Genomic DNA, 14,973 nt, shown 5'->3' with positions numbered 1-14,973 from the left:
AAAAGAAATTATAATATTTAAAGAAACCCAAAAAACCTAGATTTACAGAAATACTTATCCAAAGTAAAACTTTTCTTCTAACATTATTTTCTTCTCGTTTTAATTGTCTTCCTATTGTATAATCTACTACTGTACTAAAAAAAATTAACGATAAAAATCGCCAATCCCACCAGCCATAAAACAAATAACTTGCTAAAACTATTAACAGGTTTTGTAACTTTAGGTTTTTATTAAATACAAACCAATAAAGTATAAATACTATTGGTAAAAAAACAGCAAAATCTAATGAATTAAATATCATTTACTAGCTATTATACTTTTAAAAATTCTTTCTCCTACTTTTTGCCAAGTATTATTTTCTACAGCATTTTCTCTAGCAAATTGCCTCATTTTTAAATAATTACTTTCATCTTCAATCATTTTACGCATCTTATTTGCTAGTTCTACCTCATCTCTAGGATTATCTAATAAATATCCAGATTTTCCATCTATTAAATATTCTGGTATTGCAAATTTATCAGTTGATATTGATGGGCATCCAAAATAAGCCAATTCACTTATAACTAAGGTGTTTGTATCTTTTAAAGTAGGATGAATTAATGCAAAAGCTTTTTTAAAGATTTTAACTAATTCTTCTTTTTGACTTTTTATATTCTTTTTGAAAAAACCTAAATAATTAACTCCGTCAATAGCTTTTATTTTGGCACCAGGATCATCACCAACAATCCATAAATTTACTTGTTTATTTGTTTTTCTTAATAATTTTATTGCTTCTACAACAACCAAACCTCCTTTAGGAATAAACTCTCTAGAAACAAATAAAAAATTAATTCCTTCTTTGTATTCATCTTTTTCTGGAATATCTATAAAACCACCAACACCTACATTTTCAAAATTTAAACCTTTTATCTTGTACTTCTTTTTTGTTTCTTCTAAAGCCCATTTAGATCTAAAAAAAACTTTTTTGGCATTATTTAACCATTCTGCTTCTTGTTTATAAATTCTTTTTAAATCTTTAGTTGAAAATTCTGATTTATTATTATAAATTTCTACATAAGTTGCAAAACAAGCATCATTAAAACAGTAGTATGGTTTATCTGGTTTTGTTTTAATCCATTGTGTAAAACCATGAAAAAAGTAAGCATCTATATTATCTTCTTTTTTGTAAGATTTAAATATTTTATCAACTTTTAATAATCTTTTTTCTGAGAAATAATGATAATTTCTCTTTACGCCTATTTTCTTTAAAAAAATAGATTTAATTTTTGATAATAAATCAAATTTTGGTTTTATAACAGAATAAGTAATTGTTGAACTTTCCTTTTTTAAAAAACTAAAAATCGCGAAATTAACACCAGAGCCACCTCCGCTAGATTCTTTAATTTTAATATTTGTAAAATATGCTATATTCATTACTTCTGCTTAACGTAAACTTTTTGTGGGGTTTGGGGGTTTGTTGCAATACTATCACAAACATTTTTACTAAATGTTAATGCTCCTAACTTATTTAAATGTCCATTATTATAAAAATACTTGTCTTCTTTTGTAATATTACTTTTAGAAAAGTCGATTAATCTAGTATTTGTTTTTTCACTTATATCTTTTGCAATATTTGTGTATTCTTTATAGTTATTATAAAAACTTTGGCCATTTATGTGCATCGGTGTAATTATTAGAATTGGAGTAATATTATGAGATTTAATTTTTTCGACTACTCGTTTAAATCTCTCTATCACTTTTTCTGAAAATTCTATATCCATTTTTAAACCATCTGTACTTCTTGTATCGTAATATGTTTCATCATGAACCGAAAATCCTTTTTCTTGATTACCATAAAACGTTTTTTTATTGATTACATTTTTTAATCCTAAATAGGCATTTTTATAATATGTATGGTCTGCCACAATAAAAGAATAAAATGGAACATTGTATAACTTAGCATGTAATTCTGGTGCAACTTTTCTTATATTTTCTTTTAAATATTTATTTGATTTATGTGCCAAATATCTACCAGGTTCATTCATTTCTTGCATTTTAGAAAAAGAGAAAAAAGCCAAACCAATCATTATTGTATCGCACTTTTCTGAATAGCTTAAAAATTCGTCAATTAAAAATTCACTTTTTAAAATAGGTGTTCCGTCTATTGCCAAATTGTATACACTTTTATTTAAATTAGATTCAATAACATTAGAATTAAAACCTACTTCTGCAACAGAAGATCCAAATATCATAACATCAGAATCTATTTTGTGTTCCATTATTAAGTTAACTTTACCTGTTTGAGAATCTCCTGATAATGTAACAAAATAAGCGATTCCTTTTTCTAATGAAAAAGCTATTATGCTAAAGAACACACAAAACCCAATAAAATTTATCAGAAGCTTTTTAACTTCTGGTGTTAACTTTTTCATCCTTTTTAAAATTGAAAATAAATAAATTGATCGATTTCATAAAAACCAAAAATCATTATTATTAAAATTAAACTTGTATAAATACACCATCTAAATAATGGTTTCTTTTTAATAATTATTACCTCACTTATCTTCTTATTTATTATTAAATACTCTATAAACAGTAAAACTGCAATCAAAATAAAATTACCTATAAATTTCCATAAAGGATTATTTAAATACAAATGCATACCTCTTGTAACAGATAGTAAAGGTTGCGAAAAATCAAATAAATTAGATACTATTAAAAAAGCATCGCTTGTAGAGTTTGCTCTAAAAAATATCCAAGCAATACAAACAATTGTAAATGTTACTAATGTTTTTATTATTGAATAAACAACCGATTTATTTTTGTTCGTTATTGTTTTTTTAGAATATAATATATTTTCTAAAACCAAAATAATACCGTGTATTGCTCCCCAAATTATAAATGTCCATTTAGATCCGTGCCAAAACCCACTAATTACAAATACTAAAAAAGTATTTAAATAAAATCGATGTTTTTTTACTCTATTTCCTCCTAAAGGAATATAAATGTAATCTCTAAACCATGTTGATAATGAAATGTGCCAACGTCGCCAAAATTCTCCCAAAGATTTCGAAAAATATGGACTTCTAAAGTTTTCCATCAACTTAAAGTTAAACATTCTTGCTGTACCAATTGCAATATCTGAGTAACCAGAAAAATCGCAATAAATTTGAAATGCAAATAAAATAGTAGCAATTATGTAGTGAATTCCTCCAAAATCATCTGGCGAATTGTAAACAGAATTTACCGTTAATGATAGTCTATCTGCAACTACTACTTTTTTAAACAATCCCCATAAAATACGAATAAGACCAAATTGAATATTTAAAAACTTTAATTTTCTTTCTTTTGTAAATTGTGGTAATAAATTAGTCGCTCTTTCTATTGGGCCTGCAACCAATTGAGGAAAAAAGCTTACAAAAGCAGCAAAAACTATAAAATTATCGGTTGGTTCTAATTTTTTTCTATAAACATCAATTGTATAACTTAATGTCTGAAAAGTATAAAAGCTAATACCTACGGGTAAAATTATATTTAAAGAATTTACCTTTATTTCTGACCCGAAAAACGAAAATGCAGCAACAAAGTTTTCTAAGAAAAAATTATAATATTTAAAGAATCCTAAAAGCCCTAGGTTTACCAAAATACTTATCCATAAAAGTAACTTTCTATTTTTTGTATTTTCTTCTACTTTTAATTTTCTACCAATAGAATAATCTATAATTGTACTAAAAATTATTAGTGATAAAAAACGCCAATCCCACCAGCCATAAAATAAATAACTAGCAGCTACAATTAATAAGTTTTGTAGTTTTAAGCTTTTATTAAATACAAACCAATAAAGTATAAATACAATTGGTAGAAAAATAGCAAAGTCTAAAGAATTAAAAATCATTTATTAATATTCTATACTTTTAATCATTCTTTCTCCTACTTTATCCCACGTATTATTATTTACAGAGTTTTCTCTGGTAAATTCGCGCATTTTAAAGTAGCTGCTTTTATCTTGCATCATCAAAATCATTTTACTAGCTAATTCATTTTCATCTCTAGGATTATCTAATAAATATCCAGATTTACCATCTATTAAATATTCTGGTATTGCAAATTTATTAGAAGAAATTGCTGGGCAGCCAAAATAAGCCAACTCATTAATAACTAAAGTTGTAGTATCTTTTAAAGTAGGATGAACAATCGCAAAAGATTCTTGAAAAATAGTGTTAAGTTCTTTTTCTTCCTCTGGATTACTTTTATCAAAAAAACCTTTATAAATAACACCTTCATTACTTAAAATTTCATCAGAAGGTTTTTCTCCAACTATCCAAAGCTTTGCTTCTGGGTATTTTTTTCTTACAAGTATAAGTGCATCTACCACTGTTACACCTCCTTTAGGAATAAATTCTCTAGAAATAAAAAGGAAATTATATCCTTCTTTGTAATTATCTTTTTTAGGAATATCTATAAAACCACCAACACCTACATTAATAAAATTTTCGCCATTAGTTTTATAATAATTTTTTGTTTCTTCTAAAGCCCACTGAGAGGTAAAAAAAACTTTTTTAGCATTTTTAAGCCAATTACTCTCTAAAGTAAAAATTCTTTCTAAATCTTTCTCTAAAAAATCTTCTTTATCATTGTAAACATTTACATAAGTTGCAAAACAAGCATCATTAAAACTATAATATGGTTCTTGTGGTTTTGTTTTAATCCACTGTGTAAAACCAAAGAAAAAACATTTGTTAGATTTTTGCTTTACCGATATCGTATTAAAAGTTGAACTAACTTTAGATAAACGATCATCAGAAAAAAAGTGATATTCTCCTCTTAATCCTAAAATTCTTTTCCCTTTTGAAATTATTTTGGTAGGAAAATCACTTTTAGGATAAATAACAGGCATTAAAGAAACTTCAAACCTTTTTTTCAATTGATTGAATATAGCTACATTTAAACCAGATGCACCTCCACTTTGTTCTTTTAACTCAATATTTGTAAAATAGGCTATTTTCATTACTTAATTTTTAAAACTAATCCTCTTAATTTAAGAGCATTTTTTAAACCAATAATTTTTGCAATTTTTTTAAAACTTTCACCACCAACTGGCCACATTTTTTTGTAACCTAGATTATAAAAGTTCTTTTCTGCTTTTTTTTGTAAATCTGGAAATAATGGATAAAATTGATACATAAAACTCAGATAATTTTGAGCCAGACCTTTTTTAACCATTTCTAAATTTAAAAATTTTTTACAATTTTTTTGATACAATTCATAAGAAAGCAATAACGATGTTGCTTTTTTAATTGTTTGTGTATTTTGTTGTGATATACTTTCGGAATTTCCTGATCTGTAATAAACCTTAGATTCTTTAGCAAACTTTATAGCATCTGCATTCATTAATACTCTAGAAAAAAATTCTCCATCTTGATTTAAAGATAATTTTTCATTCCATTTTCCAGATTTCTCAATTAAACTTCTATGGGCTAACCAAATAGATGTTTGCCCCATTCCATTGCCGTTCCAACTATCTACCAACCATTCTATTGGTTTATCATAATCTTTATTTATATTTTGATGTTCCCATTTTACATCTTCAGGTAAATTATAAAAACGTCCCCAAAGACCACTACAAATAATTGCATTACCAAACTCTGTAAACAATTTAATTTGTGTTTCTATTTTAGTTGGATGTAGAATATCATCGGCATCTAAATATTGAATGTAATCTCCACTACTTAACTCATAACCATAATTTCTTGCTGCACAGGCACCTTTACCATAATTCTTAAAAACCTTTATTAAAGCAAGATTTTTCTCTTCTAAATCGGTTAAAATTGACCATGTTGTATCGGTAGAATAATCATCAATAATAATAATTTCAATATTTTTATATGTTTGATTTAAAACCGATTTAACTGTATCTTTTACATAAGATGCAGCATTAAATGCAGGTATAATTATAGAAACTTTTAAAGTTGGGTTTATATTCATTCTATTCTTTAATGGCAGTTTTTAACAAATCTTCTATTTCTATAATTCTCTTTTCATTAGAACATAACTCTAAAATATGTTTTCTTCCATATTTACCCATTTCGCTTGCTATTTCTGGATTATTAATAAGATATAACATCTTTTCTCCCATAGCTTCATAATCGTATTCTTTTACCAAAATACCAGATTTTTTATGAATTACATTTTCTGGAATACCGTTATGAAAAGTAGATATTACAGGCAAACTTAAAGAAGATGCTTCTGCAATACTAATTGCAAAACCTTCTTGATCTCCCGTTACAGGTGTAACAGAATGTTGTACATATATTTTTGAATGGTTTAATATTTCTAGTACAGAATCGTTATCTAATGCGCCTCTAAAAATTACATTTTTTTCAATTCCTAATTTTACACATAATTCTTTACACTCCTTTAATAAATTTCCATCTCCAACTATATGCAAATTAGTATTGGGCTGTTTTAAGTAACATTGATAAAAAGAGTAAATTAAAGCTATCGGATTTTTTTTAGGTGTTAATCGTCCAACAAACACAAAATCGATTTCTTTTTTATCCCAAGTTAAATCTAAATTTTTATTTATAGAATTTAATCCTAATCTTACAACTTTAACTTTAGCACTATCGCAACCATTAATAATTAATAGTCTTTTTATATGATGAGAAGCTGCTATAATAAAGCTAGCTTTTTCAAAAATTTTTATTAAATCTTTTTTATAACTCGCATTTTTTAATTCTGATGTAATATCAAAACCATGAAAATGAATTACAAAAGGCTTATTTAAAGCCATTAAAGCAGGTAAAATTCTTGCTGCATTTGTACCATAATCAATATAAACTACATCACTTTTAGCAATTTCTGCTTGCATTTTTTTGCAAGCTTTCTTTTGTCTTAATTTATATAAAATTTTATGTCCTCTAGATTCTAGAATATACGAAAGGTAAAAAATTATCTTTTGTGGAATTTCAAAATTTATTAACTTATAATTTATTTCTTTTTTATAAAAAGGTTCTTCTGTTACACAGTGTGTTACATCGTTTTTAATAGATAAACCTTTAGATAATTCGTATATAAAAGTTTCGCTTATAGCAATTGTTGTTGAAAAATATAAAATCTTCATATAGAATTAAACAATTTTTATACTAATGATTATTAAATATAATTACCCTAAATATGATAAAAATACATTTAATATCTTAACTTATAAGTTATTAATTATGTTAATATAATTTTCAGTTACGTGTTTCCATGTAAAATTATTTGTAAAACGATGATGAGCTTTATCTGCTAATAACTTCATCTCCGTTTCATTTTCTAAGGCATAAATAATGGTTTCTGATAATTTTGTAACATCTTCGCAATCTATTTTTAATGCAGTATCTGCCACTTCTTCTGGTATTCCTCCTTTATTACCAACAATCATTGGTACACCAGACGCCATACCTTCAATTACAGAAAGCGGACAAGGATCATTCCAAATAGATGGTATACAATACAATGCAACTTCTTTAAATAAATTAGGTATTTCTTCGTGATTTACATAACCTAAAAAATCAAAATTTTCTTTATCGTTCTTTGTAATTTCTTTTAATGATGCTACAAAAGGAGAGTCTGCCATTTTACCAAAACCAGCACTACCTGCTACAATTAATTTTACGTTGTTTATCTTTTTTTTAACTAATAAAACTGCCTCTACTAATTGTTTTATCCCTTTAGTTTCATCTAATCTACCTACAAACAAAATTTGTTTATTTTTTGCAGGTTTTGTTCTTTTAAAATGTTTTGGATTACTTCCATTAAGTAAAACCGCACATTTGTCTTTAAAATCTAAATTATGTTTTACTCCTTTTTTAAGAATTTCTCCTTCAATATAACCACTTACAGAAATTATTTTATCGCAATAAGTATGTAAATCATTTATTTGTTTTTCATTAGCGTCCAATACATGATCGTTATGCATATGCAACATCACTTTTGCCTGCGGATTTAATCGCTTGATAATAGGTATGTAATTAGGACGATTATGTACATGTATAATTTTATATTTTTTTCTTCTTGCAAATAATCCCGCCAAAATAACGTAAGTATTGTATTTTAAATGATGTTCTATTTTTCCTCCAAAAAATTTTCGTAGCTTTTTAGCAAATTGTGTTTTTATTTGTTTTAGGTTACTAACCTTAAATGGACTATCTGAATATGGTGCACAAACTGTGGTTTCATATTCTGTTAATTCATCAGAAAATTCTTTTACCCAAGTGGCTATTGCTCCTCCGTTTTTGGGCGAATAATATTCTTCTTGAGTAAGAATTTGTAAAATTTTATTATTTTCCATTGAATATTATTTTATAAAGAGAAAATACTAATACTTTATTAAAATATTTTAATCCAAATATTTTAAAACCTATTTTAAAAGTATTTAATTTTAATTCTTTGCTATTTAACATTGATGCGTAATACCTTGCTTTACTAAGTTTGTTTCTTACTGCAACTATATATTCTGATGTTTTATATTGTTTATTATCATCTACAAGGCTACACCATTTTTTTAAAGATATTATATGACCATCATACATTCTTTGGTAATTTTTTTTTGTATTCCCCTCATGTATTCTAATTTTAACATTAAACTTTTCTGTAGAAAGTATATTTAAATCTATAAGCGCGCATCTAAAAAAGAAATCCATGTCTTCTGCACCTTTTAAATTAGTATCAAAACCACCTACTTTATTAAAAAAAGTTTTTTCTACAGTTAAACCACTAGGAGAAATTAAACTATCTTTCCAATAATCAAATACATTTGTACGAGGGTTTTTTAGTGCATCTGTATTGTCAAAAGTTTTTTTACTATCAAACCATTTATATGGTGAAAAGACCAATTTAGCATTCGTTTTTTCTATTAAATCTAATTCTGTTTCTAATTTTGTAGGTAACCAATAATCATCTGCATCCAAAAAAGAAATATATTCTCCTTTTGCTAACTCTGCACCTTTGTTTCTAGAATAAGAAACTCCTTTATTTATTTCATTTTTATAAAATGATAAATTTGAATATTCTTCTTGTAAAGTTTTTATTATATCAACAGAATCATCGTTAGAATTATCATCAATAACTATACATTCTATACAACTATATGTTTGATTAAGTACAGAAGAAATACACTGTTTAAGGTAGAGAGAATTATTAAAATTAGGTATAACTACTGATATTAATCTTCTTTCCATAATTTTGTATTTTCAGCTATATATCATTTTTTAAACATCTATAAAATAAAGCTCTAATTGGTTTTAAAAATTACTTTTTTTTATTCATTACTGATTTAAAAAACAAACCTAATTGTTGATATATACTTAACTCTGTAAAATAATCACTTTTTAAATCTTTAAATGTATTTACAAGCTTATTTATACTAAAAGAAGGCCCTTTTAAATGTGTTTCGAAAATATAAACTTTTTTAAATTGTTCTAATTCTGATAATATTACTTTCTCTGTAGTATTATCTGTATCTAGCAACATTTCTTTTGTTTTTTTAAGAACATCTTGATAGATATATGTTTTATCATTTAAACTGAAAAAATTTCTTAAATAAGCTAATTGAAAAATTTTGAATGATTTTACCCAAGATCCTTCTGAATGATGAATTGTATATGGCTCTTTTTTTGGAGCACCTTTAATTTCTGAATAAAACATCTCTTGATCTCCAAGAAAAATTTGATCATCATTAAACCATTGAGAGTTTATCTTAAAAATTTCTGTAAATATATTTGGAATAGGAGCAGGAAAAATCAAGTAATCATAAACCTTTAAAATGGTTTTAATTCTTTTATCTTTTCTTTCACAAGCAAATATGCCTAGATTTATTAAAAACTTATTTTCGTATGCTGCAAAAAAAGATTTATTATCCCATAAGTGAGTAAAATCTTTTTTAACTTCCATATCTGTATCTAAATAAAGCCCTCCTTCATTATAAAGTACCCATAACCTTACGTAGTCAGAAGCAAAAGCCCATTGTCTATTTTCTAAACAATATTTAACAAATGGATGAGTAATGGGAGAGTTACTTTCATTCCATTCTTTAATTTTGTAGTCAGGTAAAACTGCCTTCCAAGTATCAATGCATTTATTTATTAAGTTAGGTTTATCAGGGGATCCAAACCATACATAATGTATAACTTTAGGTATCATATCCAAATTAAATGTTTTATAAACTTTTTAATATCAATTTTTTAATCACAGATTAAATGCGCTATATTAATTAAGCTTTTTATTAAAATTAACAAGTCTATAAATTTCTACCTCAATTTTCTTTTTCATAACTATTTTTAATTGAAATTTTTACTTGTCATTCTGTTTTTTTGTACAGAATTACTATTATTTATTTAGTTTAGTTTTCATAAAATGTTTTAATTTCTTAAAAAAACTAGGGTTTACTTCTAAATTAGGCCAATTATTTTCTGGTATAATAACCTCTCCTTTTTTAGAAAAATCAAAATTTTTATCCATAAAATTACCTAAAGAAGCAAACATATTATATTTCTCTAAAATAAGATTTCTTGCAACTGTAATTGCTTCTATATTTTTTTCCCATAAATTATCTTTAACGGCATTTTCTATTATTTTACAAGCTTCTTCTGGTTTATTAATATCAATAAAAATAATAGCCTCTTTAGGAAAATACTCTACAACATTTGGGCATCCGTAATAAATTGGCATTGTAAAACTTAAAAAAGCATCCATTATCTTTTCTGTCCAATAATTATTATGGCTTGAGTTCTCTATAGCTAAAGTATATTTAAAGTTTTTAAGAACATCCCATTTATTATCTATCTCCTTAAAACCTTTTCCAAACAAGCTATAGTTTAAATTTAAATTATCTATTTCATTTTTAAACTTTAAACGAGCTGTATGTCCACTATGAAAAGATTTATTACTTGTTATCCAACAGATAGATTCTGTTTTATTTAAAGAACTAGCTTTTAGATTTTTTAAAAAGTCAAAATCTTTACCTAACCACCAAGGTAAACACGGATGATGTGGAACAATATTTTGTTCTTTTGTTGTAAATTGAGTTAAAGCATGACCTACATAAGGAAAAGAATTTTTAAAAAAAGCATATCTTTCTGTAGGAGGTTCTTGTGTACAAATTAAAGTATTTACTTTAGAACAGTTTAAACTTAATTTATCTTTACTAAAGTTAAATATTACAACTCCATCGTAATCTGTATCAAACTCACTTTCATTTTCTTCTGTTATAAATTGATAGTCGCCCCAAATTAGAGATTTATTTGGTGTGATTGTAGATAACTTAGGATAACTCCAGTTCTTTATTATTTTAATTTTTCTCATAAACCAATTCCCAGTTAAAACTTGTATTTAAATACCCAGGTTTACTTTTACCTGTCATTGGAAAATTAGATTCTGAATATACTGGATGAGAAAAATTAGTTTTTATAAATCTAAAATCAAAATTAATTTCGTCTTCTTTTAACGCCCATCCTTGATAATGAATTACAGATGAAATATTTATTCTATAATTTCTTGGTAGAAATTCATCTACAGGCAATTTTGCTGTTAACGTAAATTCTCCGGGAACTAAATCTTCTGGAGTAATATTTGAGTTTTCGAAAACATCATTTACTGATATCAAATTATTATACTCATCAAATAGAGATACAAAAACAATTAAATTTCTATTAGGTTTAATTATTTCTCCTTTTATAACTACAGAAACTTCATTTATATCAGAAACTTCATCAGAAGCAACATGGTTACCTTCCATTAAAGTACATTGTTTAAAAATGACTTCATCTGGGTAATTATTTTTTTCTAAAGGAATACTAATAGACATTTTATTAGCTTCTCCTTCTGCAATATCTTTTCTATTATATAAATTAATAGCTTCTACAACGTCTCCATCAAACTTTACTTGTCCTTTTTCTAAAACTACACATCTATTACAGATTTGTTTTATAGTTCCCATATTGTGGCTAACAAACAAAACAGTTCTCCCTTGATCTTGAGAAACTTCTTTCATTTTCCCTATAGCCTTTTTCTGAAATTCTGCATCACCAACAGCTAATACTTCATCTACAACTAGTATTTCTGGTTCTAAATGTGCTGCAACAGCAAATGCTAATCTTACATACATTCCAGAAGAATATCTTTTTACCGGTGTATCTATGTAACGTGCACAACCTGCAAACTCAACAATTTCGTCAAACTTATCAGTAATTTCAGATTTAGTCATCCCCATAATTGCACCGTTCAAATAAACATTTTCTTTACCTGTTAGTTCTGGATGAAAACCAGTACCAACTTCTAATAAAGAAGCTATTCTACCGTACGCTGTTATAGTACCTGTTGTAGGAGCTGTAACTCTACTTAATAGTTTTAACAATGTAGATTTACCTGCACCATTTTTACCTATAACACCTACAATTTCTCCTGGGTTTACGTTAAAACTAATATCTTTTAAAGCCCATACATATTCAGAGTTTCCTTGTACAGACCTGTCATTAACATCACCTACTTCTAAATATGGATCTTCTTTACCTCTTATGGTGTGCCACCATCTATTTAAATCATGAGATAGAGTACCTGTACCAACATCTCCTAATCTATACTGTTTACTTACTTTTTCAATTTCCACTATCGGATTCATAACCAAATTTTTAAACAGTTAAACTGTATCCATAAAACTTTTTTCTACCTTATTAAAACTTAAAACTCCTATGATAATAAATAAAATCATAACAATAAAGCTATACAAAAGACCTCCCCAACTAAAATTACCAACACCTAAAAAGGCATAACGGAAAGTTTCTATAATAGCACTCATAGGATTTGCTGTAATAAATATTTTCATTTTTCCTTCAATCATACTAGAAGGATAAATAACAGGAGTTGCATACATTGCTAATTGTATAGCAAAAGCAATTAAAAATCTAAAATCTCTATATTTTGTAGTTAAAGCTGTTATTAATAATCCCAAACCAAAACTCATTCCACCTGTTAAAAAGATTAATACAGGTAGTAGTAAAAGGTACCAATTAGGTTGTATAGAAGAATCTGTAAAAAATAAATAGTAAGAAAAAACAAGAAGAAACAAAAATAATTGTACACCAAAAGTAATTAGTTTTGATATTACAATTGATAAAGGCGAAATAATTCTAGGAAAATAAACCTTACCAAATATATTTGCGTTCTGAACAAAAGTTTCTGATGTTGCTTTTAAGACGTCTGCAAAATAATTCCAACTCACAATACCTGCTAAATAAAAAGCAGCTTGTGGCATCCCATCTGTACTCATTTTACCTATACCACCAAAAACAACCATAAACATAAGAGTGGTTAAAATTGGTTGAATAAAAAACCATAAAGGTCCTAATATAGTTTGCTTATACACCGCAATAAAATCACGACGAACAAATAAAAGAAGTAGATCTCTATAACTCCACACTTCCTTTATACTAAAATCAAACAAACTTGTTTTAGGTTTTATGACTAGCTTATAATTATTTGACATTTTTTTCTTTTCCTTTCTTGTAAAAAAAACATCTAAACAAAATTTAAGCATCTAATAAACTTAAGCTTTGTTTAGATAAAAGTTTTTTTGTTATTTTTTTTATTACTCAGCTTGTTTTAAGATCTCATGTCCTGCTTTTAACAGATCTACATCTTTTTTCATTAATGAAACATCTCCTTGCATCATGTCTTTTACCAAGTCTTTTAACTCATATTCTGGGGTCCATCCTAACTTTTCTTTTGCTTTGGTTGGATCTCCTATCAATAAATCTACTTCTGTTGGACGGAAATAAGTTGGATCTACAGACAAGACTTCTTTACCTATTTCTACTTGAAATTCTTCTTTAGTACAAGCAACTACATAAGCTTTCTCATCTACTCCTTCTCCTTTAAATTCTAATTCAATTCCTACTTCTGCAAAAGCCATACGTACAAAATCTCTTACTGTAGTAGTTACTCCTGTTGCAATTACCCAATCTTCTGCTTTGTCTGCCTGTAAAATCATCCACATCATACGTACATAATCTTTTGCATGACCCCAATCTCGTTTTGCTTCTAAATTACCCAAATAGACTTTTTCTTGTAATCCTAAGGCTATTTTTGCAACCGCTCTTGTAATCTTTCTTGTTACAAAGGTTTCTCCTCTTCTTGGTGACTCATGATTGAATAACAATCCGTTGCATGCAAACATATCATAAGCTTCACGGTAATTCTTTGTAATCCAAAATCCGTAAATCTTTGCTACTCCGTATGGTGAACGTGGATATAATGGTGAGTTCTCATCATAAAATCCTCGCTCATTTTTATTCTCTGGCATACCTCCAAATAATTCTGAAGTTGATGCTTGATAAATTCTTGTCTTTTTCTCTAATCCTAGAATTCTTACCGCTTCTAAAATTCTTAAGGTTCCTAATCCGTCTACATTTCCTACATACTCTGGTGTATCAAAAGAAACTGCTACGTGAGACATTGCTCCTAAATTGTAAATCTCATCAGGTTGACATTCTTGGATGATTCTTGTTAGATTCATAGAATCTGTTAAATCTCCGTAATGTAACTTTAATCTTTGATCTGGATCGTGTGGATCTTGGTATAAATGATCTATTCTATCTGTATTAAATAAAGAAGCTCTTCTTTTAATACCATGTACCATGTAACCTTTTTCTAATAGTAATTCCGCTAAATAAGATCCATCTTGTCCTGTGATTCCTGTAATTAATGCAACCTTCATGTTAAATTTTTTATGCTTGTTTGTTTGTTTGATTTTTTTATTCGATGACCTACGGTAAATGTTCGAGTTACGATACAATAATCGTTATTCGATGACCGATTTTGTATTTCTCTTACATTTTTACCTGTTTGATGGTATCTATATTATTTAAAAACCATTCATAGGTCTTTTCTATACCTTCTTGCAATTCTGTTTTATACTCCCAACCGATGGCTTTCATTTTAGATACATCCATTAAC

Annotated in this window: 13 protein-coding genes and 1 pseudogene; all 14 read right to left on the bottom strand. The window is 26.9% G+C overall.

Annotated elements, in window-relative coordinates:
- A pseudogene (locus KI686_RS15565) lies at positions 1 to 301 on the bottom strand (MBOAT family O-acyltransferase); the annotation flags it as partial.
- Positions 298 to 1,413: a glycosyltransferase family 4 protein gene (locus tag KI686_RS15560; protein ID WP_237590259.1), complete on the bottom strand. Its 1,116-nt coding sequence runs from the start codon at positions 1,411 to 1,413 to the stop codon at positions 298 to 300. The gene KI686_RS15560 and the pseudogene KI686_RS15565, both read right to left, overlap by 4 nt.
- Positions 1,413 to 2,411 (bottom strand): SGNH/GDSL hydrolase family protein, encoded by a 999-nt coding sequence (locus KI686_RS15555; RefSeq protein WP_237590258.1) that lies wholly within the window; start codon positions 2,409 to 2,411, stop codon positions 1,413 to 1,415. The genes KI686_RS15560 and KI686_RS15555 overlap by 1 nt, the downstream gene beginning before the upstream one ends.
- A gap of 5 nt (positions 2,412 to 2,416) precedes the next feature.
- On the bottom strand, positions 2,417 to 3,874 hold the full coding sequence (locus tag KI686_RS15550) for an MBOAT family O-acyltransferase (RefSeq protein ID WP_237590257.1): 1,458 nt from the start codon (positions 3,872 to 3,874) through the stop codon (positions 2,417 to 2,419).
- A 3-nt stretch (positions 3,875 to 3,877) separates the two neighbouring features.
- On the bottom strand, positions 3,878 to 4,987 hold the full coding sequence (locus KI686_RS15545; protein WP_237590256.1) for a glycosyltransferase family 4 protein: 1,110 nt from the start codon (positions 4,985 to 4,987) through the stop codon (positions 3,878 to 3,880).
- Complete coding sequence (locus KI686_RS15540) at positions 4,987 to 5,964, bottom strand: glycosyltransferase family 2 protein (protein ID WP_237590255.1); 978 nt, start codon at positions 5,962 to 5,964, stop codon at positions 4,987 to 4,989. Before KI686_RS15540 ends, KI686_RS15545 begins: the two co-directional genes overlap by 1 nt.
- 1 nt (position 5,965) lies before the next feature.
- The gene (locus KI686_RS15535; RefSeq protein ID WP_237590254.1) at positions 5,966 to 7,102 is read right to left on the bottom strand and encodes a glycosyltransferase family 4 protein; all 1,137 of its coding nucleotides are present in this window, start codon (positions 7,100 to 7,102) and stop codon (positions 5,966 to 5,968) included.
- An 81-nt stretch (positions 7,103 to 7,183) separates the two neighbouring features.
- Positions 7,184 to 8,314 (bottom strand): glycosyltransferase family 4 protein, encoded by a 1,131-nt coding sequence (locus KI686_RS15530; RefSeq protein ID WP_237590253.1) that lies wholly within the window; start codon positions 8,312 to 8,314, stop codon positions 7,184 to 7,186.
- Positions 8,304 to 9,203 carry a glycosyltransferase family 2 protein gene (locus tag KI686_RS15525; RefSeq protein ID WP_237590252.1) on the bottom strand — a complete coding sequence of 300 codons (900 nt, stop codon included), beginning with the start codon at positions 9,201 to 9,203 and terminating at the stop codon, positions 8,304 to 8,306. The genes KI686_RS15530 and KI686_RS15525 overlap by 11 nt, the downstream gene beginning before the upstream one ends.
- A 70-nt stretch (positions 9,204 to 9,273) precedes the next feature.
- Positions 9,274 to 10,164 (bottom strand): glycosyltransferase family 32 protein, encoded by an 891-nt coding sequence (locus KI686_RS15520; RefSeq protein ID WP_237590251.1) that lies wholly within the window; start codon positions 10,162 to 10,164, stop codon positions 9,274 to 9,276.
- 186 nt (positions 10,165 to 10,350) lie between these two features.
- On the bottom strand, positions 10,351 to 11,325 hold the full coding sequence (locus KI686_RS15515; RefSeq protein WP_237590250.1) for a glycosyltransferase family 10 domain-containing protein: 975 nt from the start codon (positions 11,323 to 11,325) through the stop codon (positions 10,351 to 10,353).
- Positions 11,312 to 12,640, bottom strand: a complete 1,329-nt coding sequence (locus tag KI686_RS15510) for an ABC transporter ATP-binding protein (protein WP_237590249.1) — start codon at positions 12,638 to 12,640, stop codon at positions 11,312 to 11,314. Before KI686_RS15510 ends, KI686_RS15515 begins: the two co-directional genes overlap by 14 nt.
- A gap of 18 nt (positions 12,641 to 12,658) precedes the next feature.
- A complete protein-coding gene (locus KI686_RS15505) occupies positions 12,659 to 13,504 on the bottom strand; it encodes an ABC transporter permease (protein ID WP_237590248.1) in 846 nt (281 codons plus the stop codon).
- A 102-nt stretch (positions 13,505 to 13,606) separates the two neighbouring features.
- Complete coding sequence (gene gmd / locus KI686_RS15500) at positions 13,607 to 14,734, bottom strand: GDP-mannose 4,6-dehydratase (RefSeq protein WP_237590247.1); 1,128 nt, start codon at positions 14,732 to 14,734, stop codon at positions 13,607 to 13,609.
- Positions 14,735 to 14,973: the final 239 nt, after the last annotated feature.

It is taken from the genome of Polaribacter sargassicola (genome assembly GCF_021991835.1).
In the GTDB taxonomy this organism is placed as follows: domain Bacteria; phylum Bacteroidota; class Bacteroidia; order Flavobacteriales; family Flavobacteriaceae; genus Polaribacter; species Polaribacter sargassicola.
This window is presented reverse-complemented; position numbering and strand designations above follow the sequence as displayed.